Origin of the sequence: Mycobacterium florentinum (assembly GCF_010730355.1) — a bacterium.
In the GTDB taxonomy this organism is placed as follows: domain Bacteria; phylum Actinomycetota; class Actinomycetes; order Mycobacteriales; family Mycobacteriaceae; genus Mycobacterium; species Mycobacterium florentinum.
Genome location: NZ_AP022576.1, coordinates 4062055 through 4087272, shown reverse-complemented (window position 1 = coordinate 4087272; position 25218 = coordinate 4062055). Strand labels below are relative to the sequence as shown.

Annotated in this window: 14 protein-coding genes (1 of these 14 only partly in view); 8 read left to right on the top strand and 6 right to left on the bottom strand. The window is 67.9% G+C overall.

The genetic code is table 11. From position 1 onward, the window contains the following. Positions 1–4: 4 nt before the first annotated feature. From G6N55_RS19280 to G6N55_RS19270, 3 genes are read right to left on the bottom strand one after another with little or no spacing between them, the layout of a single operon-like run. Positions 5–1114: a DUF4185 domain-containing protein gene (locus tag G6N55_RS19280; protein ID WP_232079080.1), complete on the bottom strand. Its 1110-nt coding sequence runs from the start codon at positions 1112–1114 to the stop codon at positions 5–7. A 28-nt stretch (positions 1115–1142) separates the two neighbouring features. Beyond that, complete coding sequence (locus G6N55_RS19275; RefSeq protein WP_085224966.1) at positions 1143–2177, bottom strand: aspartate-semialdehyde dehydrogenase; 1035 nt, start codon at positions 2175–2177, stop codon at positions 1143–1145. Then, positions 2178–3443 carry an aspartate kinase gene (locus tag G6N55_RS19270; protein ID WP_085224964.1) on the bottom strand — a complete coding sequence of 422 codons (1266 nt, stop codon included), beginning with the start codon at positions 3441–3443 and terminating at the stop codon, positions 2178–2180. 243 nt (positions 3444–3686) lie between these two features. Between G6N55_RS19270 and G6N55_RS19265 the strand changes: the two genes are divergently transcribed. Next, positions 3687–5138 carry an HNH endonuclease signature motif containing protein gene (locus tag G6N55_RS19265; RefSeq protein ID WP_232078790.1) on the top strand — a complete coding sequence of 484 codons (1452 nt, stop codon included), beginning with the start codon at positions 3687–3689 and terminating at the stop codon, positions 5136–5138. 152 nt (positions 5139–5290) lie between these two features. Then, entirely contained in the window at positions 5291–7150 is a 1860-nt protein-coding gene (gene leuA / locus G6N55_RS19260; RefSeq protein ID WP_232078789.1) for a 2-isopropylmalate synthase, read from the top strand. A 1-nt stretch (position 7151) separates the two neighbouring features. On the opposite strand, the gene G6N55_RS19255 is transcribed toward leuA, so the two are convergent. Beyond that, positions 7152–8153 (bottom strand): DEDDh family exonuclease, encoded by a 1002-nt coding sequence (locus G6N55_RS19255; protein ID WP_085225027.1) that lies wholly within the window; start codon positions 8151–8153, stop codon positions 7152–7154. A 113-nt stretch (positions 8154–8266) separates the two neighbouring features. Between G6N55_RS19255 and G6N55_RS19250 the strand changes: the two genes are divergently transcribed. The 4 genes from G6N55_RS19250 to G6N55_RS19235 all read left to right on the top strand — a co-directional run bounded on the left by G6N55_RS19250 (position 8267) and on the right by G6N55_RS19235 (position 11440). Then, on the top strand, positions 8267–9496 hold the full coding sequence (locus G6N55_RS19250) for a Mur ligase family protein (RefSeq protein WP_085224958.1): 1230 nt from the start codon (positions 8267–8269) through the stop codon (positions 9494–9496). Beyond that, the gene (locus tag G6N55_RS19245) at positions 9489–10196 is read left to right on the top strand and encodes a type 1 glutamine amidotransferase (protein WP_085224956.1); all 708 of its coding nucleotides are present in this window, start codon (positions 9489–9491) and stop codon (positions 10194–10196) included. The genes G6N55_RS19250 and G6N55_RS19245 overlap by 8 nt, the downstream gene beginning before the upstream one ends. Before the next feature lie 2 nt (positions 10197–10198). After that, a complete protein-coding gene (locus G6N55_RS19240) occupies positions 10199–10636 on the top strand; it encodes a hypothetical protein (protein ID WP_085224954.1) in 438 nt (145 codons plus the stop codon). A 129-nt stretch (positions 10637–10765) separates the two neighbouring features. Beyond that, on the top strand, positions 10766–11440 hold the full coding sequence (locus G6N55_RS19235; RefSeq protein WP_232078788.1) for a C39 family peptidase: 675 nt from the start codon (positions 10766–10768) through the stop codon (positions 11438–11440). Positions 11441–11446: 6 nt separating this feature from the next. Here G6N55_RS19235 and recR read toward each other — a convergent pair whose 3' ends face one another. Together recR and G6N55_RS19225 are read right to left on the bottom strand one after the other, a co-directional pair. Continuing rightward, entirely contained in the window at positions 11447–12058 is a 612-nt protein-coding gene (gene recR / locus G6N55_RS19230; RefSeq protein WP_085224952.1) for a recombination mediator RecR, read from the bottom strand. A 13-nt stretch (positions 12059–12071) separates the two neighbouring features. Further along, the gene (locus G6N55_RS19225) at positions 12072–12422 is read right to left on the bottom strand and encodes a YbaB/EbfC family nucleoid-associated protein (RefSeq protein WP_085224950.1); all 351 of its coding nucleotides are present in this window, start codon (positions 12420–12422) and stop codon (positions 12072–12074) included. Between the two features lie 98 nt (positions 12423–12520). Here G6N55_RS19225 and G6N55_RS19220 point away from each other — a divergent pair, with 98 nt between their 5' ends. Together G6N55_RS19220 and G6N55_RS19215 are read left to right on the top strand one after the other, a co-directional pair. Continuing rightward, the gene (locus G6N55_RS19220; protein ID WP_197747365.1) at positions 12521–13294 is read left to right on the top strand and encodes an Rv3717 family N-acetylmuramoyl-L-alanine amidase; all 774 of its coding nucleotides are present in this window, start codon (positions 12521–12523) and stop codon (positions 13292–13294) included. 505 nt (positions 13295–13799) lie between these two features. Continuing rightward, on the top strand, positions 13800–25218 hold the beginning of the coding sequence (locus tag G6N55_RS19215; RefSeq protein WP_085224946.1) for a non-ribosomal peptide synthetase. The gene runs 19739 nt beyond the window's last position; 11419 of the gene's 31158 nt are visible here — the first part of the coding sequence; it begins with the start codon at positions 13800–13802; its stop codon lies beyond the right edge, outside the window.

Below are 25218 nucleotides of genomic sequence, written 5' to 3'. Positions count from 1 at the left end.
GCGGCTAGTCCGGCTTGAAGGGGTTGACGGCGAACTGAATCACCCGGTACGGCGCGGACACCCGCGCGCGAGTGTCCCACTGGCTCACGAAGATTCGCAATTCGTCGAGCGTCGAACCGGGTGAGATGTAGCCGCCGTACGGTTGGGCGAGCCGGTTGTCATACGGGGGCGGCAGGCTTTCCGCCGGCTCGGGCCATTCGTCGTGCTGCACCACGGTCGTCACCGGCGCCGCGCCCAGCGACGTCGGGTCGTTGGCCACCCGGACCTCCATGTTGCCGGTGCTGGCATTGAAATAGGACAGCACGGTCTTGCCGTCGATCTGCCGCACGCACATCTCCCCGACCTGGTCGGGCCACAACGGCGTCGGCGGCTTGTTCCAGCCACCCCCGGGTCCGGCCGCCCAGCCCTGCCACCGCGAACGATCCGTAAAATTTTGCGGCGCAACACGATACAGCACCACCGGCTGGCTGCGGGTGAAGCTGTTGGCCACGATGTACACCCAGCCGGTCGGCGAATCGGGGGCGGGGATCGGGTCGTAGTACCCGCTGATCTGCGTCTGCGAGCCGCCCTGATACGCGGCGTCCCGCTTCGACCCGGGCACGGTCTGCCAACCCGCGCGCGCCGGTTCGGCCGCCACCAGCCGCGTGCTCTGCGGCTTCAGGTCCTTGGTCGTGGCCACCATCAGGTAGGCGCGCCGATTGATCTGCACCACGCCGGCGGGCAGCTGCGAATCCCCCGCGGGCGTCGGATCGGCCAGCAGCGGCTTGCCGATCCCGGTCACGCCGGTGTAGCGCACCCCGGCCGGATCGTCCACCGACGCGGTGTCGACATGCAGCGCGACCGGCGAATACCAACCGCCGAAACCCACGCCTTGGCCGGCGAAGCTGTCGCCGCAGACTTGCAACAGTTCGGTGGGGAATTCCAGAAACTCACACAGGTCGGTGGCACCGATGCCGTAATCCCCTGTGGGAGTGCCGGTTCCGGCCGTTGGGCCGATCCGCAGCACCTGACCCGGCGCCAATGGCTGCACAATCGGCTGCGGGACGGGCGCCGGCGGATCGGCACGGGCTGGCGAAAGGCATTGCGGCACAAACAGACAAAGCAAGATGAACAACGGGGCCCGCGCGCCGCTCACGCGCGGATCACAATTCAGCGGCCAGCAGCTCAGCGATCTGAATAGTGTTGAGCGCCGCGCCTTTACGAAGATTGTCCCCCGAGACGAACAACGCCAGGCCACGCCCGTCAGGCACGCCCGGGTCGTGGCGAATCCGGCCGACCAACGAGTCGTCGACCCCGGCGGCAGCCAAGGCGGTCGGCACGTCGACCACCTTCACACCGGGGGCCGCACCGAGCAGCTCGCGGGCCCGCTGCGGCGAAAGCGGCCGGGCGAATTCGGCATTGATCGACAGCGAGTGCCCGGTGAACACCGGAACCCGCACGCAGGTCCCGCTGACCAGCAGATCGGGGATGCCGAGAATCTTGCGGCTCTCGTGGCGCAGCTTCTGGTCCTCGTCGGTCTCCCCGGAGCCGTCGTTCACCAGCGATCCGGCCAGCGGCAGCACGTTGAAGGCGATGGGCGCGACGTAGGTCTTGGGCGCGGGGAACGCCAGCGCGCTCCCGTCGTGCACCAACTGTTCGGCGTCGTCGATCACCGCGCGCGCCTGCGTCGCCAGCTCCTCGACACCGGCCAACCCGCTGCCGGACACCGCCTGATAACTCGACACCACCAGGCGCTGCAAGCCAGCTTCCTGGTGCAGCGGCATCAGCACCGGCATCGCGGCCATCGTGGTGCAGTTCGGGTTGGCGATGATGCCCTTGGGTCGGTTGGCGGCGTCACGCACGAAGTTCACCTCGGACACCACCAGCGGCACGTCCGGGTCCTTGCGCCAGGCCGACGAGTTGTCGATTACGGTCACCCCGGCCGCGGCGAAGCGCGGGGCCTGGACCAGCGACATCGTCTTGCCGGCCGAGAACAGCGCGATGTCCAGACCGGACGGGTCCGCCGTCGCTGCGTCCTCGACCTCGATCTCCTGGCCGCGGAAGGGCAGCTTGCGGCCCTGCGAGCGGGCCGACGCGAAGAATCGCACCGTCGTCGCGGGGAAGTCCCGCTCGTCGAGCAAATTGCGCATCACCTGGCCCACCTGGCCGGTGGCGCCCACTACGCCTATGGCAACCATCTATCGACCCGTCCCCGCATACACCGTGGCCTCTTCCTCGCCGCCGAGGCCGAACGCCTCGTGCAACGCCACGACGGCCTTATCTAGTTCGGTGTCGCGGCACAGCACCGAGATCCGGATCTCGGAGGTGGAGATCAGTTCGATGTTGACGCCCACCTCGGCCAGTGCTTCACAGAAGGTCGCGGTAACCCCGGGATGGCTGCGCATACCCGCGCCGATCAGCGACACCTTGCCAATGTGGTCGTCGTAGAGCAGCTGGGTGAAGCCGATCTCGTCCTTGAGGGAGTCCAGCTTGGCCACCGCGGTGGGCCCGCTGTCACGCGAGCAGGTGAACGTGATGTCGGTCTTGCCGTCCTCGACCTTGGACACGTTCTGCAACACCATGTCGATGTTCACGTCGGCCTCGGCGACCGCGCGGAAGACCCGGGCCGCATACCCCGGGATGTCCGGGATCCCGACGACGGTCACCTTTGCCTCGCTACGGTCGTGCGCGACTCCGGTCAGAAGGGGGCTTTCCATTTCTATGTCCTTGATCGATCCGACAACGACGGTGCCGAGCTTGTCCGAATAAGAGGACCGGACGTGCACCGGAAGGTTGTAGCGACGGGCGTATTCCACGCAGCGCAGCATTAGCACCTTGGCGCCGCACGCGGCCATTTCAAGCATTTCCTCGAAGGTCACGGCGTCGAGCTTGCGGGCATTGGGCACGATTCGCGGGTCCGCGCTGAAGATGCCGTCCACGTCGGTGTAGATCTCGCAGACGTCGGCGCCCAGCGCCGCGGCCAGCGCGACGGCGGTGGTGTCGGAGCCGCCGCGGCCCAGCGTGGTGACATCGCGGCTGTCCTGGCTGACGCCCTGGAAGCCCGCGACCAACACCACGTCGCCTTCGGCGAGCGCGGACTGCAACCGGGTCGGCGTGACGTCGATGATCTTCGCGTTGCCGTGCGTACCGGTGGTGATCACGCCGGCCTGCGAGCCGGTGAACGAGCGGGCGCGGGCGCCCAGCGATTCGACGGCCATGGCCACCAGCGCGTTGGAGATGCGTTCACCGGCCGTCAGCAGCATGTCCAGTTCGCGGGCAGGCGGCACGGGGCACACCTGTTGGGCCAGATCCAGCAGGTCATCGGTGGTGTCACCCATCGCCGAGACCACGACGACGACGTCATTGCCCTGCTTTTTGGTCTCGACGATGCGTTCCGCGACCCGACGGATCCGGTCGGCGTCGGCCACCGAGGATCCGCCGTACTTTTGTACGACGAGCGCCACTGTTTTCTCTTCCCCAACTCGGGTACAAGTCCACAACAGAATACGGGGCGGCGCATCGTGATTTTCACGTCAGCCTGTTGCCTCGTTCAAGAGTGATGGTGTGCGGCCGGGTGGTCAGGGCTTGGATCTGGCGTTGGGTGGCCGCCTTGTCGTGTTCGGCCAAGGTCAACCCCTTCCGCTGGACGTTCGCGCGCATTTCAGATGAGTCAACGCGGTCGGCAGAACCCTGGTATACTCGAACGTATGTTCGATCGCGCCGCCGATGCAGCCTCTTCCATCGTTGATCGGGTCTGCGCGGCTGCGCGTGCGGAGAACCGGGCGGCCGGTGCCCGGCTGGCGGCGATCGGCGAACTCGACGTGCTGCGGCTGCGCGAGTGCGGGGAACGCGAGACGTGGGTCGGTGACACCTGGGACGCCATCTGCGCGGAGGTCGCCGCGGCCTTGCAGATCAGTCAGGCGCTGGCGTCGAGTTATCTGAACTATTCGCGCGCCATGCGCATGCGGTTGCCGCGCATCGGCGCCGCGTTGATCGCCGGCGACATCAGCTACGCGACGTTCCAGACGATCGTGTATCGCACCGACCTGATCACCGACCCCGAAGTGATGGCCGCGGTCGACGCCCAGCTGGCCGTCAAAGTGCCGCTTTGGCCCTCGATGACGCGCGGCCGGCTGGGCACCGCGGTCGATCGCATCGTGGCCGGGGCCGACGTGGATGCGGTGCGCCGGCGCAAGGAGCGCCATGCCGGTCGGGAGATCTGGATCGGCGATGTCGGAGACGGCACCTCGGAGATCCACGGCAGCCTGTTCACGCCGGATGCCCACGCCCTTGAGAAGCGACTCACCGCGCTGGCGGCCACGGTGTGCGAGCACGATCCGCGCAGCCGTGAGCAGCGACGCGCCGATGCCCTGGGAGCGCTGGCGGCCGGCGCCGACCGGCTGGCCTGTCGCTGCGCTCGCCCCGATTGCGCGGCCGGAAAGCGTCCCGCGGCAACGCCGGTGGTGATTCATGTGATCGCCGAGCACGCCAGCATCGACGGCCACGACTGCGCACCGGGATCCGAGGTCGGCGCCGATGGGCTCATCACACCCGAGCTCGTTGCCGAATTGGCCAAGTCGGCCAAGCTAGTGCCGCTGGTGCACCCTGCTGATGCCCCACCCGAGCCGGGTTATCTGCCCTCGACGGCGCTGGCGGATTTTGTCCGCTGCCGGGATTTGACCTGCCGCTGGCCCGGTTGCGACCGGCCCGCCGTCGAGTGCGACCTTGACCACACCATCCCCTACGCCGACGGCGGGCCCACGCATGCGTCCAACCTGAAGTGCTACTGCCGCACTCACCATTTGGTGAAAACGTTCTGGGGCTGGCGCGAGCAACAGCTACCCGACGGCACCCTGATCCTGACCTCACCCTCCGGACGCACACACGTCACCACCCCGGGCAGCGCGCTGCTGTTTCCGAGTCTGTGCCGGTCAACCGGCGGCCTGCCAGCAGCCGAAGCAGAACCCCCACTCGACTACTGCGCCGAGCGCACGGCGATGATGCCCAAACGCCGGCGCACCCGCGCCCAAGACCGGGCCACCCGAGTCGCCACCGAACGCCGACAGAATCACCACGCCCGCACCACCCGGCGGGCCGAGCGTATGAGCTACGCCGGTCCCGCCCCACCCGAGCCCGAGGACGAACCGCCGCCGTTTTGATCAACGGTCAACGGGCGCCGCAGCCTGCGGTTCTGGTCTCGTTTTGGACAACAGGCTGATCGCGGTAGAGTTCACACCGTGCAGCGGGTGCTCCTTCTCGGCCGCCGCGACGGGGTCTGAACCAGACCGGCTTCCCGTCGCGGGTGTTCGCGATGCGCCGGTCTGAATTCCCTTCTGACATCCCCGGAGCAATTACCGTGACCAACTTTTCTCAGCCCGCCAACCCGGCCGCATACATCTCGGCCCGCACCGTCCAAAAGCCCGCGGGCCCGCCCCGACCCGACCAGCCCGCGTGGAATCCGCAGCGCGGCTCGTCGATGCCGGTCAACCGATACCGGCCCTTCGCCGACGAAGTCGAGCCCATCCGGCTCGGCGACCGCACCTGGCCGGACCGCGTCACCAGCACCGCCCCGTTATGGTGTGCGGTGGACCTGCGCGACGGCAACCAGGCACTGATCGACCCGATGAGCCCGGCCCGCAAGCGCCGCATGTTCGACCTGCTGGTTGGCATGGGCTACAAGGAGATTGAGGTCGGGTTCCCGTCGGCCAGCCAGACCGACTTCGACTTCGTACGCGAAATCATCACCGACGGCGCCATTCCCGACGACGTCACCATTCAGGTGCTGACGCAATGCCGCCCGGAACTGATCGAGCGCACCTTCGAAGCGTGCCAAGGTGTGCACCGGGCGATCGTGCACTTCTACAACTCGACGTCAATCCTGCAGCGCCGCGTGGTATTTCGCGCCGACCCGGCCGCGGTGCAGGCCATCGCGACCGACGGCGCCCGCAAGTGCGTCGAAGAGGCGGCCAAATACCCGGACACGCAATGGCGCTTCGAGTATTCGCCGGAGTCTTACACGGGAACGGAATTGGAGTACGCCAAGCAGGTGTGCGACGCCGTCGGCGAGATCATCGCGCCGACGCCGGACAACCCGATCATCTTCAATCTGCCCGCCACCGTCGAGATGGCAACCCCCAACGTCTATGCCGACTCGATCGAGTGGATGAGCCGCAACCTGGCCAACCGAGATTCGGTGATCCTGAGCCTGCATCCGCACAACGACCGTGGAACCGCCGTTGCCGCAGCCGAATTGGGCTATCAGGCCGGAGCCGACCGGATCGAGGGCTGCCTGTTCGGCAACGGGGAGCGCACCGGAAACGTGTGCCTGGTGACGCTGGGGCTGAACCTGTTCTCCCGCGGCGTGGACCCGCAGATCGACTTCTCCAACATCGACGAGATCCGCCGGACGGTGGAGTACTGCAACCAGCTGCCGGTGCATGAGCGTCACCCGTACGGCGGCGACCTGGTCTACACCGCGTTCTCGGGCAGCCACCAGGACGCCATCAACAAGGGCCTGGACCAGATGAAGGCCGACGCCGACGCCGCGGACACCGATGTCGAGGACATGCTCTGGCAGGTGCCGTACCTGCCCATTGACCCGCGCGATGTCGGGCGCACCTACGAGGCCGTGATCCGGGTCAACTCCCAGTCCGGCAAGGGCGGGGTGGCCTACATCATGAAGGCCGACCACGGCCTGGCCCTGCCGCGACGGCTGCAGATCGAGTTCTCCCAGGTGATCCAGAAGATCGCCGACGGCGAGGGCGGCGAGGTGTCGCCGAAGGAGATGTGGGACGCGTTCTCTGAGGAGTACATCGCCCCGATCCTGCCGCTCGAACGCATGAAACAGCGCGTCGATGCCGACGAGGAAGACAGCGGGACGACCCGCATCGTTGCGACCGTCAAGATCAACGGCGTCGAGACCGAGATCACCGGTGCCGGCAACGGCCCGCTCGCCGCGTTCGTCGACGCACTGGGAACCGTGGGGTTCGACGTCTCGGTACTGGATTACTCCGAGCACGCGATGAGTTCCGGTGAAGAGGCTCAGGCCGCGGCGTACGTGGAGGCCTCGGTGGGGGGCCGCACGGTGTGGGGTGTGGGCATCGCCCCGTCGATCACCACCGCGTCGTTGCGGGCGGTGGTGTCGGCGGTCAACCGGGCCGCGCGCGGGTAGCTCAGAACAGCGCGAGCTGGTCGTCGGCGTTCGTCGCGTCGACGAACTCCTCCATGCTGGTGCCGCCGATCACGGTGCCCACGCCGTCCATGAACTGCGCGTCGGACACCACCGGCACGCCGAGCTGCTGGGCCTGGTAGCCCTTGCCCTGTTCGGGGGCGTCGGCGTTGCAGACCACCAGTGACGTCTCGCGGTCGACGACATCGGTGTAGGCCAGCCCAGCGTGCAGGATCCGCTCGACGAGCTCCTCGTGGGTGCGCCGCACCTCGGCGGCCAGCGCCACCCGCATGCCCTGGACCAGCGGCCGGCCGCGGACGTACGGCCCGGGGTTGAGATACGGGCAGGCCATCCGGGAGGCCAGCGCCTTCAGCGGGCGCAGCTCGTCGTGGGTGACCCGGCCGTTGGGCCAGCGGCGCCGGGTGACCGGACGCACCGGCAGCCAGATGTCGTGTTCGCGAGCGCGATCGAGCGCGGACGCGAGAACGCCGGTCAACACCATCGCGTCGTCGAAGGCGTCGTGCGGGCGCTCCTGGGTCACGCCCCAGTGCGCGGCGAGGGTCTCCAACCGCAGGTTCTCGACGCCGAGATCGAGTCGCCGGGCCAGCTCGACCGTGCACATGACGCTGTCGACGGGAAGCTCGGTGCGGGTGAGCTCGGCCTCCGCGGCCAGGAAGGCGTAGTCGAACGCGACGTTGTGCGCGACCAGGGTGCGGCCGCGCAGCACCTGGATCACGTCACCGATGATGTCGCCGAACTGCGGCTGATCCTCGAGCATGGCGGTGGTCAGCCCGTGCACATGGGTGGGGCCGGGGTCCACTCCGGGGTTGAGCAGGCTGACGACGGATTGCTCGACGCGGCCCTCGGCGTCCAGGCCGAGCACCGCAAGGCTGATGATCCGGGCCTGACCGGGCCGGAAACCCGAGGTCTCGACGTCGATGACGGCCCAACCCGCGTCCGGATCGCTCGCCGGCCGGCCCCAGGGCGTCGGAGTTATGGGGCTCATAAACGACAGAATCGCACGTCGGACCGACATCACCGCGTCGCTGCGCGGCCGTGTCGGCAGTTAACTCCAGACGGCAAAAGCGCCACCCTCGCCACCGCCTTTAAACTGCGCGGGTGGTCACCACTCGGGCACGTCTGGCCCTCGCCGCGGGAGCGAGCGCGCGGTGGGCATCGCGGATAACCGGACGCGGCGCCGGGGCGATGATCGGCGGACTGGTCGCGATGACGCTGGACCGCTCGGTCCTGGGCCAGCTCGGCGCGGGACGGCGCACGGTCATCGTCACCGGCACCAACGGCAAGTCCACCACCACCCGAATGACGGCGGCGGCTTTGGGCACGCTGGGCCCGGTCGCCACCAACGCCGAAGGCGCCAACATGGACGCCGGCCTGGTGGCCGCGCTGGCCGCCGACCGCGGGGCTGGGCTCGCCGCCCTGGAAGTCGACGAGATGCACGTGCCGCACGTATCCGATGCCGTGCAGCCCAGCGTCCTGGTGCTGCTCAACCTGTCCCGCGACCAGCTCGACCGGGTCGGCGAGATCAACGTGATCGAACGCACGCTGCGGGCCGGCCTGGCCCGCCACCCCAACGCCGTCATCGTCGCCAACTGCGACGACGTCCTGATGACCTCGGCCGCCTACGACAGCCCGAACGTGGTGTGGGTGGCCGCCGGCGGCGCGTGGGCGAACGACTCGGTCAGCTGTCCACGCAGCGGCGAGGTGATCGTCCGCGACCAGGGCCACTGGTACAGCACCGGCGCCGACTTCAAGCGGCCCAGCCCGCAGTGGTGGTTCGACGACGACACGTTGCACGGGCCCGAGGGGCTGGCCCTGCCGATGCGGCTGGCGCTGCCCGGCGCGGTGAATCGGGGCAACGCCGCCCAGGCCGTCGCGGCCGCCGTCGCGCTCGGCGCCGATCCGTCGCAGGCCGTCGCGGCGGTCTCGGGAGTCGACGAGGTCGCGGGCCGCTACCGGACCGTGCGCATCGGCGGGCGCGATGCGCGGATTCTGCTGGCAAAGAACCCGGCCGGCTGGCAGGAAGCGCTGTCGATGGTCGACAAGCACGCGGCCGGGGTGGTCATCTCGGTCAACGGGCAGGTGCCCGACGGCGAGGACCTGTCGTGGCTGTGGGATGTGCGCTTCGAACACTTCGAAGAGACGGCGGTGGTGGCCGCCGGTGAACGCGGCACCGACCTGGCGGTACGCCTGGGATACGCGGGCGTCGAACACACCCTGGTGCACGACACCCTGGCAGCCATCGCCTCCTGCCCGCCGGGGCGCGTGGAGGTCGTCGCCAACTACACCGCCTTCCTGCAGCTGCACCGGGCATTGGCACGGCATGGCTGAGTCGACGTTGCGGATCGGGCTGGTGTTGCCCGACGTGATGGGCACCTACGGCGACGGCGGCAACGCGGTCGTGCTGCGGCAACGACTGCTGCTGCGGGGTATCGCGGCCGAGATCGTCGAGATCACCCTGGACGACCCGGTGCCGGAGTCCTTGGACCTGTACACCCTGGGCGGCGCCGAGGACTATGCGCAGCGGCTGGCCACCCGGCACCTGCTGCGCTATCCGGGCCTGCAACGCGCGGCGGAGCGCGGCGCACCCGTGCTGTCGATCTGCGCCGCCGTCCAGGTGCTCGGGCACTGGTACGAGACGTCGTCGGGGGAACGGGTCGACGGCGTGGGCATGCTGGACGTGACGACCTCCCCGCAGGATGCCCGCACGATCGGCGAGCTGGTGAGCAAGCCGCTGCTGGCGGGGTTGACCCAGCGGCTCACCGGGTTTGAAAACCACCGCGGCGGCACCGTGCTGGGCCCCGACGCTGCGCCGTTGGGCGCGGTGGTCAAGGGCGCGGGCAACCGGCTCGGTGACGGTTTTGACGGCGTGATCCAGGGCAGCGTCGTCGCGACCTACATGCATGGGCCGTGCCTGGCCCGCAACCCGGAGCTGGCCGACCTGTTGCTGAGCAAGGTGGTGGGTGAGCTGGCGCCGCTGCAGCTGCCCGAGGTCGACCTGCTGCGCCGCGAACGACTGGGGGCGCGCTGACCGTGCGGGCCGAGAGAGCGAAGATCAGCCCGCGGCCGGCCGGGGCCGCGCTGCTCACCGCGGCCGCGTTCATCGCGTCGTCGACACCGGCGCACGCCGCCCCGGAAGTCCTGAACGGCCGGTACAACGTGCAGTACGCGAACAGCGACAAACCGACCGCCTGGCTCTTCGTCCCGTGCGGATCGGACTGCACCCTGGCGACCTCGCAAGACGGCGGGACGTTCGTCATCAGCTGGGAATTCCACCTCGCCAATGGACGATGGACGCACAGCGGGACGGCCCAGGCACCGTGTCCGAACGGCGCATCGGCGCCCGTGACCGTCAACTACAGCTTCGATGCCGTATCGCTTGCCGGAGAAGGCCAGACGACGACGTCAGACGCGTGCAGCGGAGAGCCGCCCAAGACCTTTACCAGGCAATTCCAATTGAGCAAGGCATGAGGACGTCGCACCCTACACCCGCTCGCTGACGCGGGCGTCCCACCTGCGCAGCAAGATTTCTTTGAGGGCGGTGCCCAACTCTTTTCCCGACACCGACGCGCATTGCGGCGGCTCGAGAAGGGAGCCCCCATGGCCCACACCCCACCGACGATGGCCACGCTGACCACCAAGGCATGCGTTGGCGCGCTCGCGGCGTTGTCGACCGCGGCCGCCGCGGGCTGGGCCGTCGGAATCGCCGACGCCCACGCCACCCCGGACGTCCCCGCCCCACGCATCGCCGCGGGCATGCACGGCGACCCGGCCGCCGCCGCACCCTACTGGCGCTACCAGCAACAACAACTCGACTGCGGGGAGATGGCGGTGGCCGATGTGATCGGCCAGATCAGCGGCCACGAGCCCGGTGAGGACGAGATCAACGCGGCGGCGGGAAACATCCCGAGCGCGGCCCACCCCGGGCCGATCTACCGCCCGGGCGGCCGGACGAGCAACAAAGACCTGGTCCCGCTACTGGCGCACTACGGCATCCGCGCCGACGCCGTCCACCCCGACACCGATGCGCTCGCGCTCGACCTGGATCACGGGCGCAAGGTGATCATCGGACTCAACGACAACGTCATCTGGAACAAGCCCGGCGATCGCACCAAGGAAAACCACTTCGTCGTCGTCATCGGTATCGACACCGACGCCGGCGTGGTGCACCTCAACGACAGCGGTATCCGTGCGGGCCGCGACGAGCAGGTTTGGATCGCGACATTCGAAGAGGCGTGGGCCGCCAGCGAGAACTTCGCCGTCGTCACCAAGTAACGCGGGTCAGACCATGGACCGGCGGCCGGTGAGCGCGCGGCCCAGGGTCAGCTCGTCGGCGAACTCCAAGTCGCCGCCCATCGGCAGCCCGGACGCGATTCGCGTGACGGTCAGGCCGGGAATGTCACGCAGCACCCGGACCAGGTAGGTGGCCGTCGCCTCGCCCTCGGTGTTGGGGTCGGTCGCGATGATCACCTCGGTGATGTCCACACCGTCGACCCGCTCGCCGATGCGGGTGAGCAGCTCGCGGATCCGCAGCTGATCGGGGCCCACACCGGACAGCGGATCCAGCGCGCCGCCCAGGACGTGGTAGCGGCCCCGGAATTCGCGAGTCCGCTCGACGGCCTGGACGTCCTTGGGTTCCTCGACGACACACACCTGCGAGCCGTCCCGGCGCGGATCCCCGCAGATCCGGCAACGCTCGTCGTCGGACACGTTGCCGCACACCGCGCAGAAGCGGACGCCGTCGCGGACCTTCGACAGCACGGCGGTGAGTCGGTCGATGTCCGGCGGCTCGACCGACAACAAGTGAAAGGCGATGCGCTGCGCACTCTTTGGCCCGATGCCCGGCAGCTTGCCGAGCTCGTCGATCAGATCCTGGACCGGTCCCTCAAACATGTCGGTAGGTAGGTCAGAGCCCCGTTATTTGGGTGGGTGGCGCGGGTGGCGCCGGTGGCGCGGTCAACCCGGCGGTCAGCGACCCCAACTGCTCCTGCGCCATTTTGGTGACCTGTTTGGAGGCGTCCACCATGGCGCCGACGATCAAGTCCTGCAACGTCTCGATGTCCGAAGGGTCGACGACCGATGGATCGATCTTCACCGCGATGACCTCACCGCTGCCTTTGACGACCGCCTCGACCAAGCCACCACCGGCCTGACCGCGGATCTCGGCGTTCGCGAGCTGTTGCTGAGCCTCCATGAGCTTCTGCTGCATCTGCTGCGCCTGAGCGAGCAGCGCGGACATGTCGCCTCCGGGTTGCATGACAATCCCCTCGCATCTTGGTCTCGAGTTGGTTTCGCCTGTGGGTGTCTGGCGATTCGAAACACCCAGCGTAGACCGCACGACGTTACCTTTGCGCCGTGGACCAACGAGTGAGCAGGCGTGTCGGAATCAGAATGGCGGCCAGCATGCTGGTTGCCGCGGGGACACTGATCGTCTCGACCGCGGCCCAGAACGCATGGGGGGTCCCGTCCAGCATCGCCGGCATGGTGGTTTTCATCGACCCCGGCCACAACGGCGCCAACGACGCGTCCATCGGCCGGCAGGTCACCACCGGCCGGGGCGGCACCAAGGACTGCCAGACCAGCGGAACCGCGACCAACAGCGGCTATATGGAGCACACCTTCACCTGGGACACCGCGCTGCGGGTTCGCGCCGCACTGACAGCACTGGGTGTCAGGACCGCCCTGTCCCGCGGCAACGACACCGGACTGGGACCGTGCATCGACGAGCGCGCCAACGTGGCCAATTCGTTGCGGCCCAACGCGATCCTGAGCATCCACGCCGACGGTGGACCACCGTCCGGGCGCGGATTCCACGTCAACTACTCGGCCCCGCCCCTCAACCAGGTGCAGGCCGGGCCGTCGGTGCAGTACGCGCGGATCATGCGCGACCAGATGCAGGCCGCCGGCATCCCGCCATCGACGTACATCGGCCAGGGCGGACTGTACGGACGTTCGGATCTGACCGGCCTCAACCTGGCGCAATACCCCGCCATCCTGGTCGAGTGCGGCAACATGAAGAACCCCGTCGATTCGGCGCTGATGGAATCCCCGGATGGCCGGCAGAAGTACGCCGACGCACTCGTCCGTGGCGTGGCGGGCTTCCTGGCCACCCAGGGCCAGGCGCGCTGAGAACGCCGCCGCTACCCGGATTTCGGGTAGCGGCGATGCCGCACAACCGGTAGCGTGAGCACCAGTTCTGCGGGACCCCTGGCTTGGGCTGTCAGGAGACGAGATCGATTGCGGCCCTGGCCGTTTCGCAAAGCTGGTCGGGCTGCGCGAAAAATGTCGGCTAACGCATGGCTAACATCAAGAACTTTGCCGAAACCCCTGTTGGAGCCCCTTTTGGTCCACTAGGGTTTGTTCCACTCATGTCGATTAGACGTGCGGGGAGAATCGGTGAGCAACAAACCGTCAGCGACGACTTCGTCCAGGTCAACGACGACCAGCAGCACCGCCCGGGGAGGGCTCTCGCGGACGTCGCTGCCTGGGGGTAAGCGGTTCACCACGAGGCGTCCGGCGCGGTGGTTTTCACTTGCGTCGCACGCTCTCGCAACGACATACGGCCATGGAATATGCGGAAGCCGGAACCGGATAAGGCCTTTATTGCGTAAGCCTTTTGGGTAGGGGCGATCGGATGGAACTTGACGCCCGTGCCCTTCCACTGACGCGCCGGCAACTGGACATCTGGCTCGCGCAGGAAACGGGACGCTCCGGCACCGACTGGCAGCTCGGCCTCTTCGTCAGGATCGAGGGCACTGTCGAACCTGATTTGCTTAAGCAGGCCATCAGCAAAGCACTGCACGAGGCCGAACCATGCCGCGCCGCGTTCTTCGAGGTGGATGGTCAGGTTTTCCAAAAGGCAATCGACTACCCGGATTTCGAGCTGGACTTTCACGATCTCACCGGTTCGCCCGATCCCGTCGGCGAGGCTCGTGAGATCGCGTCGTCGATCCAGCGGACACCGATGCCGCTCACCGGCCGGCTACTCAAATTCGCTTTGTTCCGAACGAAACCCGACGAATACTACTGGTTTGCCTGCTGCCACCACATCATCCTCGACGGATTGGGCATGGGGCTGGTTGGCCGCCGAATTGCGGCCATCTACACCGCAATGGTTTCCGGCACCACGCTCTCTACCCCGTTCTTCGGCTCGCTGCAGGACCTCGTTCGCAGCGAGCTGGAGTACGAGGCGTCGACGGATTACCTCGACGATCAGTCCTACTGGAACGCGAACCTGCCATCGGAAAGCGGACCGGATTATCGATTGCCGCAAGCCACCTCGCGGCGGGATCCGAATCAGCCGACCGCGCCGGTTCAATTGGACCCGTCCGTCGTCGGCCGCATCAAACAGCTGTCCAAGGCGCTGGGTGTCCGGCGGACCTCGATCATCACGGCGGCGTGCGCACTGTTGGTGCGGGGGTGCACCAGCGGTTCGGAGGTGGTGCTCGACTTCCCGGTCAGCCGGCGGGTGCATCCGGAGTCGAAGACGCTACCCGGGATGGTCGCCGGGGTGGTACCCCTCGTCCTGCAGACGTCGCCGGAGTCGGCGGTTGCCGACTTCTGCAAGCACGTCGACAAGCAAACACGAGATGCTTTGCGGCATCAGCGATTCCCGGTGCAGACCCTTGGGGACGAAAGCGGCCTTCGCGGCGCCGGGCAGGGGGCGAATCGGGTAGTCGTCAATTTCATCCCGTCCAGACTCACGCTGAACTTTGCCGGTGTTACGGGGACCGCGACGTACACCAGTTTCGGACCGATAGGTCACTTCGGGCTGTTCTTCGTCGGTGCCGGTGATGAACAGTTCCTCACCACTGCCGGTGCCGGGCAACCGTATTCGAATTTCGACGTCTCGGAACTGACGCAGCGGTTGCAGCGGGTGCTGGCAGCAATGACCGCAGCGCCCGAACGCGAGCTTTCCTCGATGGATCTGCTGGACGAGGACGAACACGTCAGCGTGGATCGGTTGGGCAACCGGGCCACGTTGACGCGGCCTGCGACCGGGGTGTCGATTCCGTCGTTGTTCGTCGAGCATGTCGTGCGCACGCCCGATGCGGTGGCGGTGACCTGCGCAGGCCGCTCGTTGAGCTACCGCGAACTCGACGAGACCGCCAACCGGGTGGCGCACCTGCTCGCCGGCCGGGGTGCGGGCCCAGGACAGAGTGTGGCGCTGCTCTTTTCGCGTTCGGTCGACGCCGTCGTCGCGATTTTGGCGGTGCTGAAGACCGGAGCCGCCTACCTGCCGATCGACCCGGCCCACCCCGCGGCGCGAATCGAGTTCATGCTCGCCGATGCGGCGCCGACGGCCGCGCTGACCGACCAGACGCTCGCCGACCGGCTGGACGGCTACGGCCTGCCGGTCATCGATATCCACGACCCGGCGGTCGGTGCCCAACCCGCCACCGCGCCGCCCGGGCCGTCGCCGGATGACGTCGCCCACATCATCTACACCTCCGGCACCACCGGTGCGCCCAAGGGGGTGGCCATCACCCACCAGAACGTCACCGCGCAGCTCGACTCGCTGAACGCCGGCCTGCCGCCCGGACGGGTGTGGACCCAGTGCCACTCCTACGCGTTCGACTTCTCGGTGTGGGAGATCTGGGGTGCACTGCTGCACGGCGGCCGGCTGGTAGTGGTCCCCGAGTCGGTGATCGGCTCCCCGGAAGACTTCCACGCGCTGCTGGTCGACGAGCACGTCACCGTGCTGACGCAGACCCCTTCCTCGGTCGCGGCGTTGTCTCCCGAAGGCTTGGGATCGGTGGCGTTGCTGATCGGCGGCGAGGTGTGTCCGGGCGAGGTGGTCGATCGGTGGGCACCCGGACGCGTGATGATCAACGCCTACGGCCCCACCGAAACCACGATCTATGCGGCGATGAGCGCGCGCCTGTCCGCGGGCAACGCGGTGCCGATCGGCATGCCGGTATCGGCGTCGGCGCTGTTTGTGCTCGACGACTGGTTGCGCCCGGTGCCGATAGGCGTGGTCGGCGAGCTGTACGTGTCCGGCCGCAACGTCGGACACGGATATGTGCGCCGGGCCCCATTGACGGCATCGCGGTTCGTGGCCTGCCCCTTCGGCGAGACCGGTGCGCGCATGTACCGCACCGGGGACCTGGTGCGCTGGCGCGCCGACGGACAGCTGGCGTATGTCGGGCGCGCCGACGAACAGGTCAAGATCCGCGGCTACCGCATCGAGCTCGGCGAAATCCGCACTGCCCTGGCGGGTTTGGACGGGGTGGAGCAGGCCGCGGTGATCGCGCGCGAAGACCGTCCCGGCGATAAGCGCCTGGTGGGCTACGTCACCGGGACCGCCGACCCGGCCGCGCTGCGCGGCGCGCTGGCCGAACGGCTGCCCGCGTACATGGTGCCGGTCGCGGTGCTGGCGATCGATGCGCTACCACTGACGGTCAACGGCAAACTCGACACCCGCGCGCTGCCGGCACCGGACTACCGCGATGTCGAGCACTCTCTCGCGCCGGTCACCGCGCTCGAGGAAATTCTGGCCGGGATCTACGCCCAGGTTCTCGGTGTGGACCGGATCGGAATCGAGGAGTCCTTCTTCGATCTGGGCGGCGACTCGCTCTCGGCAATGCGGGTGATCGCCGCGGTCAACACCGCCCTCGATGCCGGGCTTTCGGTCCGGGCATTGTTCGAGGCTCCGACGATCGCACAGCTGGCACCGCTGATCGGCACCGGGCAAGCGCGGCTGGAACCGTTGGTGGCCGGGGAACGGCCGGTGGTGATTCCGCTGTCGTTCGCCCAATCGCGGTTGTGGTTCCTCGACCAGTTGCAGGGACCGTCCCCGGTGTACAACATCGCGGTGGCGTTGCGGCTTTCGGGCCGCCTCGATGCCGGCGCGCTGGCGGCAGCGATGGCCGATGTGATCGCCCGCCATGAGAGCCTGCGCACGGTGTTCCCCGCGGCCGGGGACACCCCGCGGCAACTCGTGATGGCTGGCGATCGCGTCGAGTTCGGTTGGCAGGTCATTGATTCCATGGGCTGGCCGCAGCACCGCCTGGACGAAGCCGTCGACACGGCTGCGCACTACACCTTCGACCTGACCAACGAAATCCCTTTACGGGCAACGCTTTTCCGTCTGAATGCGGACGACCATCTGCTGGTGGGCGTGCTGCACCACATTGCCGCCGACGGCTGGTCGATCGCCCCGCTGATGGCAGATCTCGGCCGGGCGTATGCCGCCAGGTGTCTCGGGCGCGGGCCGGACTGGGCCGAATTGCCGGTCCAGTACGCCGATTACGCCATCTGGCAGCACACGCAGTTCGGCGATCTGGACGATCCCGACAGCTCGATCGCCTCCCAATTGGCCTATTGGGAAGACGCGCTGGCCGGAATGCCCGAAGTGTTGCCGCTTCCCACCGATCGGCCTTACCCGCCGGTGGCCGATCAGCGCGGAGCCAGTGTGGCCGTCGGGTGGCCGGCCGAGTTGCAGCAGCGGGTGCGCGAGGTGGCCCGCGAGCACAACGCGACCAGCTTCATGGTGGTCCAAGCCGCGTTGGCAGCACTGCTGTCGACGGTCAGCGCGAGTTCGGATGTGGCCGTGGGCTTCCCGATTGCCGGGCGCCGCGACCCCGCGCTCGACGATTTGGTCGGCTTCTTCGTCAACACCCTGGTGTTGCGTGTCGACGTGGCGGGCGATCCCACCGTCGCGGAGCTGCTGGCCCAGGTCCGGCAACGCAGCCTGGCCGCCTACGAGCACCAGGACGTGCCTTTCGAGGTTCTCGTCGAGCGGCTGAACCCGACCCGCAGTCTGACGCATCATCCGCTGGTGCAGGTGATGTTGGGATGGCAGGACGCGGAGCCGGCCGAATTGATGTTGGGCGATGTGCATGCCACCCCGCTGCCGATCGACACCCACACCGCACGAACAGATTTGGCGTTCTCCCTGACCGAACGCTTTACCGAGGCGGGTGAGCCGGCCGGAATCTCCGGGACGGTGGAGTACCGCACCGACGTGTTCGACCCGGGCAGCATCGAGGCGTTGGTCGGGCGGTTCGAGCGGGTGCTGGTCGCGATGACCACCGACGTGGCGCAACGGCTCTCGTCGATCCAGCTGTTGGATTCCGACGAGCAAACCCGGCTGGACGAATTCGGCAACCGCGCCGTGCTGGCCCGGCCGGCCGCCCGCACCTCGGTCCCGGCATTGTGGGCCACGCAGGTGGCCCGCGCGCCCGACGCGGTGGCCATCACCTTCGAGGGCCGCTCGATGACCTACCGCGAGGTCGACACGGCCGCCAACCGGTTGGCACACCTACTCGTTTCCGAAGGCGCGGGCCCGGGGCAGTCGGTGGCGCTGCTGTTTTCGCGATCCGCCGAGGCGATCATCGCAATCCTGGCGGTACTCAAATCCGGGGCGGCATATCTGCCGATCGATCCCGCGCACCCGTCGGCGCGGATCGACTTCATGGTGACCGATGCCGCCCCGATCGCCGCGATCACCACCGTGGAGCTGCGACCGCGGCTGCGGGGATGTGACCTGCGAGTCATCGACGTGGACGACCCGCGCATCGACGCTCAGCCCGCGACCTCGCCGCCCGGGCCGTCGCCCGACGACATCGCCCACATCATCTACACCTCGGGCACCACGGGTATGCCCAAAGGTGTTGCAGTCAATCACCACAACGTCATCCAGCTCTTCGACTCGCTCGATGCGGGCCTGGAACTGTCAGCGGAGCAAGTGTGGACGCAGTGCCACTCGTATGCGTTCGACTTCTCGGTGTGGGAGATCTGGGGCGCGCTGCTGCACGGCGGCCGGCTGGTGGTGGTGCACGAGGCCGTGGCCGGTTCACCGGAAGACTTCCACGCCCTGCTGGCCGCCGAGCGGGTCACCGTGCTCACCCAGACCCCGTCGGCGGTCGGGATGCTCTCCCCGCAGGGACTGGAATCGACGGCACTGGTGATCGGCGCCGAACCATGTCCGGCCGAGCTGGTGGATCGGTGGGCGGGCGGACGGGTGATGATCAACGTCTACGGCCCGACCGAGACGACGATGTGGGCAGCGAAAAGCGCACCACTGCAACCGGGTTCGGGAGTTCCACCGATCGGTTCGCCGGTATCGGGGGCGGCGTTCTTCGTGCTCGACGAGTGGTTGCGCCCGGTGCCCGTCGGTGTGGTCGGCGAGTTGTACCTGGCCGGCCGCGGGGTGGGATGCGGATACTGGCGCCGGGCCGGGTTGACCGCGTCACGCTTTATGGCGTGTCCGCGAGGTGGCCCCGGCGCCCGGATGTACCGCACCGGCGACCTGGTGCGATGGCGCCCAGACGGGCAACTCGACTACCTGGGCCGAGCGGATGAACAGGTCAAGATACGCGGTTATCGCATCGAACTCGGCGAAATCCGCGCCGCCCTGGCCGGTTTGGAAGGCGTGGAACAGGCCGCGGTGATCGCCCGCGAGGACCGGCCCGGCGTCAAACGCCTGGTCGGCTATATCACCGGAACCGCCGACCCCAACCACGCACGCGCCGCGCTGAGCGACGGCCTCCCGCCGTACATGGTGCCGTCGGCGGTGGTGTCGATCGACGCGTTGCCGATGACGATCAACGGCAAACTCGACACCCGCGCCCTGCCGGCGCCCGAGTACCACGATGCCGATCACTATCGCGCCCCCACCGATACCGTCGAAGAGATCCTGGCCGGGATCTACGCACAAGTGCTGGGCCTCAAGCGAGTCGGGGTCGACGAGTCCTTCTTCGACCTCGGTGGCGACAGCATCCTGTCTATGCAGGTGGTGTCGCGGGCGCGGGCGGCCGGCGTGGTGTGCCGCCCGCGTGACATTTTCGTCGAGCAGACCGTGGCCCGGCTGGCCCGAGTAGCCAGTGTCGCAACGGATGACGCCGGCGTCGTCGATGAGGGTGTGGGCGAGGTGCCGGCCACCCCGATCATCCGCTGGCTGGAGGGCGTGGCGGGTCGCGTCGAGCAGTTCAACCAGACGGTGGCCATTCAGGCCCCCGTCACGGTGACCGAAGCCGACGTCGTGGTGGTGCTGCAGGCGTTACTCGACCGGCACGCGATGCTGCGGCTGCGCGTCGACGACGACTTCGGCGGGGGTTGGTCGTTGTGGGTGCGCGAGCCCGGTTCCGTGGACGCGCACGGCTGCCTGGACGTCGTGGAACAGCTCTCCGAGGAGGTGCTGCTCCAGGCGCGGGCCCGGTTGGATCCGGCCACCGGAACGATGCTGCGCGCGTTGTGGGTGGCGCCGATCGGTGAGCTGGTGTTGATCATTCATCATCTGGCCGTCGACGGGGTGTCCTGGCGAATCCTGTTGGAAGACATCAATCTTGCCTGGGTCCAGCATTGTGGCGAGCAAGAGGTGACCTTGCCGGCACCGGGGACGTCGTTCGCCCGGTGGGCGACGTGGCTCGATCAGCACGCGCGTGCTCCCGAGGTGGTGGCGCAGGCGCAGGTGTGGCGGCAGGTGGCCGCCACCCCGGCCATCCTGCCCGCGCCCCGGCCCGAGCTGGATAACTACGCCAATGCGGGACGGCTGTCGGTGGATCTGGACGTCGAGACCACCAGGATGCTCTTGGGTGAGGTACCCGCGGCGTTTCACGCTGGCGTGCAAGACATTCTGCTGATCGCATTCGCGTTGGCCGGTGCGGAATTTCTGGGTGCCGGCGGCGCGCCGGTCGGCATCGACGTGGAAGGCCATGGGCGCCAAGACGAGCTGGCCGGCGATATGGATTTGTCACGCACCGTGGGCTGGTTCACCACCAAGTATCCGGTGGCCCTGAACGCCGGTGTGTTGTCGTGGGCGCAGGTGCTCGCCGGTGCGCCCGCGCTAGGCGCGGTGATCAAGGACGCCAAAGAGCAGCTGCGCGCCCTGCCCGACGGTCTGACCTACGGGCTGCTGCGCTACCTCAATCCGGACGTGGATCTGGCCGGAGCCGACCCGGCGATCGGGTTCAACTACTTCGGCCGCCTGGGTGCCGGCGCCGTCGAGTTCTCCGACGATCTGTGGCTGATCGGCGAGGACGGTGTGTCGGTGGCCGCCGTAGCCTCCGCGATCCCAATGCCGTTGGGGCACAGCGTGGAACTCAACGCCGGCACCATCGACACAGACATCGGACCCCACCTGCACGCGACCTGGACCTGGGCCACCTCGGTGCTCGACGACCAACAGGTCGGCCGGCTGAGCCAACTGTGGTTTGCCGCCCTGGCCGGGATATGCGCGCATGTCCGTGACGGCGGAGGCGGTTTGACGCCGTCGGACATCGCTCCCGCCCGGCTCAGCCAGCAGCAGATCGACGAGCTGTCCCGGCGCGACCGCATCGCCGATATCTTGCCGCTCACCCCGCTGCAGCAGGGATTGCTGTTCCACGCGAACACCCATGGCAACAGCGATTTGGGCGAGCTGTACGCGGTCCAGCTGGACATCAGCATCAGCGGCCCGCTGGAGCCCGCCCGGCTGCGCGCGGCGGTCGCCACGGTGGTCGAACGCCATCCGAACCTGGCCGCCCGCTTCTGCCCGGAGTTCGACGAGCCCATCCAGGTCATCCCGGCCGATCCCGTATTGGCTTGGCAATACCTCGAACTCGCCGACGGAGTCGATGCCGAGGAGCAGATAGAACGGCTGAGCGTCGCCGAACGCGCCGCGGTCGTCGACCTGAGCAACCCGCCCGCGTTCCGGGTCGCGCTGACCCGCACCGGCAACGACACGCACCGGTTGGTGCTGACGAATCACCACATCGTGCTGGACGGCTGGTCGCTGCCAATCTTGTTGCAAGAGATCTTCACCACCTACTACGGCCAGCGCCTCCCCGCACCCGCGCCGTATCGCCGATTCGTCTCCTGGCTGACCGAACAAGACCGCGACAGCGCCGAGGCGGCCTGGCAGGAAATGTTCGCCGGCTTCGAGGTGCCCACCCTGGTAGCCCCACCCGGCCGGGTCGGGCTCGGGCGCCGCGACGTGGTGACGTCGCGAGTACCCGCCGACACGGCCCGGGCCATCATTGGGCTGGCCCGCGCGCGTCACACCACGGTCAACACGGTGCTGCAGGCCGGCTGGGCGCAGCTGTTGATGTGGCTGACCGGTCAACGCGACGTCGCCTTCGGCACCGCGGTCTCGGGCCGCCCGGCCGAGTTGCACGGGTCCGATTCGATGGTGGGCCTACTGATCAACACCGTGCCGGTACGGGCCACCATCACCACGGCCACCTCGACAACCGACTTGCTCGACCAACTGCACCGCGCCAACAACCAGACCCTGGAGCACCAGCACCTCGCCCTGCCCGATATTCACCGCGCCGCCGGCCATGACCAACTCTTCGACACCCTGTTCGTCTACGAGAACTACCCCGTCGATCCCGCCTTGTTCGGCGTCGACGGATTGGCGGTCACCGGGTACACCGCGCGCGAGAACAACCACTATCCGCTGACCCTGCAGGCCATCCCCGGCGACGAACTCGGCCTGCGCATCGAATACGACACCGAAATCTTCACCGCCGATAGCGTCCACACGCTGATCCGGCAGTTCCAGCGAGTGCTGTTGTCCACCACCACCGACCCCACCCGCAGGTTGTCGTTGATGGACCTGCTCGACGTCGACGAACACACCCGCCTGGACGAGATCGGGAACCGAGCCGTGCTGACCCGGCCCGTCACCGGGGCATCGGTACCCGCATTGTTCGCCACGCAGGCCGCGCGTACCCCCGATGCGGTGGCGATCACGTTCGACGGCCGCTCGATGACCTACCGCGAGCTCGACGAGGCGGCCAACCGGGTGGCACACCTGTTGACCAACCGAGGAGCGGGTCCGGGACAATCTGTCGCGCTGCTCTTTTCGCGTTCGGCCGAGGCCATCGTCGCCATTCTCGCGGTGCTGAAGTCCGGGGCGGCCTATCTGCCGATCGACCCGGCGCACCCCGACGCACGGATCGAATTCATGCTGACCGACGCGGCGCCGATCGCCGCCCTCACCACCACCGAGCTACGCGCGCGACTCGACGGGTATGACCTGACGACGATCGATATCCGCGATCCCGCGGTCGACACCCAACCCGCCACCGCGCTACCGGCGCCCGCACCCGAAGACGTCGCCCACATCATCTACACCTCGGGCACCACCGGTGTCCCCAAAGGTGTCGCGGTTACTCACTCTAACGTCACCCAACTCTTCGACTCGCTGGAAACCGGGATCGAACTCACCGCGGGGCAAGTGTGGACGCAGTTCCACTCGTATGCGTTCGACTTCTCCGTGTGGGAGATTTGGGGCGCGCTGCTGCACGGTGGGCGGCTCGTGGTGGTGCCCGAGCCGATGACCCGCTCACCCGAAGACTTCCACGAGCTACTCGTCAACGAACGCGTCACGGTTCTCACCCAAACCCCGTCCGCGGTGGCCGCGCTTTCCATCGACGGTTTGGGATCGGCGGCGTTGGTGATCGGCGCCGAGCCCTGCCCGCCCGAGGTGGTGGATCGATGGGCGCCCGGCCGGACGATGGTCAACGTCTACGGTCCCACCGAGACGACGATGTGGTTATCCAAGAGTGCACCCCTGACCGCGAAAACCGATGTGGTGCCGATTGGTTCGCCCACTGCGGGGGCAGCGTTCTTCGTGCTCGACGGTTGGTTGCGCCCGGTGCCGGTCGGGGTGGTCGGCGAGTTGTATCTGGCCGGCCGCGGTGTGGGGTGCGGGTATTGGCGACGGGCCGGGTTGACCGCGTCACGATTCATGGCGTGTCCGTTCGCGGGGGCCGGCGCCCGGATGTACCGCACCGGCGACCTGGTGCGGTGGGGCCCCGACGGGCAGTTGCAGTATGTCGGGCGCGCCGATGAGCAGGTGAAAATCCGCGGCTACCGGATCGAACTCGGCGAAATCCGCGCGGCCCTAGCCGGTTTGGAAGGCGTGGAACAGGCCGCCGTGATCGCCCGCGAGGACCGCCCGGGCGCCAAACGCCTCGTCGGATACGTCACCGGGACCGCCGATCCGGCGCTGCTCCGTGCCCAGCTCGCCGAGCTGCTTCCGCAGTACATGGTGCCGTCCGCGGTATTGATGCTCGACACGTTGCCGATGACGGTCAACGGCAAACTCGACACCCGTGCCTTGCCGGCACCGGACAACCGCGATGCCGATCACTACCGGGCACCGGCCACGGTCGTCGAGGAGATCCTGGCCGGGATCTTTGCCCAAGTGCTGAATCTGGAACGGGTCGGAGTGGACGACTCCTTCTTCGACTTGGGCGGAGATTCGCTGTCCGCGATGCGAGTAGTCGCCGCGATCAACACGCTTGTCGACGCAGACCTGAAGGTGGGCACGCTCTTCGACGCGCCGACCGTCGCCCGGCTGGCGATCCATCTCGGTACCGGGGCGAGCCGCCGCGAGCCGCTCGTCGCGCGGGAGCGGCCCGAGCTGGTGCCGTTGTCGTTTGCCCAGTCGCGGTTGTGGTTCTTGGATCAGTTGCAGGGGCCGTCGCCGGTCTACAACATGGCGGTGGCGTTGCGGCTAGCCGGCCGTCTCGAGGTCGACGCACTGGCCGCCGCGCTGCGCGACGTGGTGGTGCGCCACGAAAGTCTGCGCACCCTGTTCTCGGCACCCGACGGCATACCCCGGCAGGTGGTGGTGGGTGCCGACCGGGCCGAGTTCGGCTGGCGCGTCGTTGATTCCACCGGATGGTCGGCTGCCCTTTTCTCCGACGCCATCGATGCCACCGTGGCTCATCCGTTCGATTTGTCCGCGGAACTCCCGCTTCGGGCCACACTTTTCCAGCGCGACGACGACGAACACGTGCTGGTGGGTGTGGTGCACCATATCGCCGCCGACGGCTGGTCGATCGCCCCACTGGTGCGTGACCTGGGCGAAGCGTATGCCGCCCGGTGCCGAGGGCAAGCGCCAGGCTGGGCCGAATTGCCGGTCCAGTACGTCGATTACGCCATCTGGCAGCACACGCAGTTCGGCGATCTGGCCGATCCCGACAGCCCGATCGCGTCCCAGCTGGCGTTCTGGCGTGATGCCCTGGCCGGGATGCCCGAGCGCATCGCGCTCCCGACCGATCGGCCTCACCCGCCGGTCGCCGATCAGCGCGGGGCCACGGTTGCGGTGCAATGGC

Coding starts and splice junctions, on each gene's coding strand:
- G6N55_RS19275 (WP_085224966.1), bottom strand. CDS start 2,177: ATGGTTGCCATAGGCGTAGTGGGCGCCACCGGCCAGGTGGGCCAGGTG.
- G6N55_RS19265 (WP_232078790.1), top strand. CDS start 3,687: ATGTTCGATCGCGCCGCCGATGCAGCCTCTTCCATCGTTGATCGGGTC.
- leuA (WP_232078789.1), top strand. CDS start 5,291: ATGCGCCGGTCTGAATTCCCTTCTGACATCCCCGGAGCAATTACCGTG.
- G6N55_RS19255 (WP_085225027.1), bottom strand. CDS start 8,153: ATGAGCCCCATAACTCCGACGCCCTGGGGCCGGCCGGCGAGCGATCCG.
- G6N55_RS19245 (WP_085224956.1), top strand. CDS start 9,489: ATGGCTGAGTCGACGTTGCGGATCGGGCTGGTGTTGCCCGACGTGATG.
- G6N55_RS19235 (WP_232078788.1), top strand. CDS start 10,766: ATGGCCCACACCCCACCGACGATGGCCACGCTGACCACCAAGGCATGC.
- recR (WP_085224952.1), bottom strand. CDS start 12,058: ATGTTTGAGGGACCGGTCCAGGATCTGATCGACGAGCTCGGCAAGCTG.
- G6N55_RS19225 (WP_085224950.1), bottom strand. CDS start 12,422: ATGCAACCCGGAGGCGACATGTCCGCGCTGCTCGCTCAGGCGCAGCAG.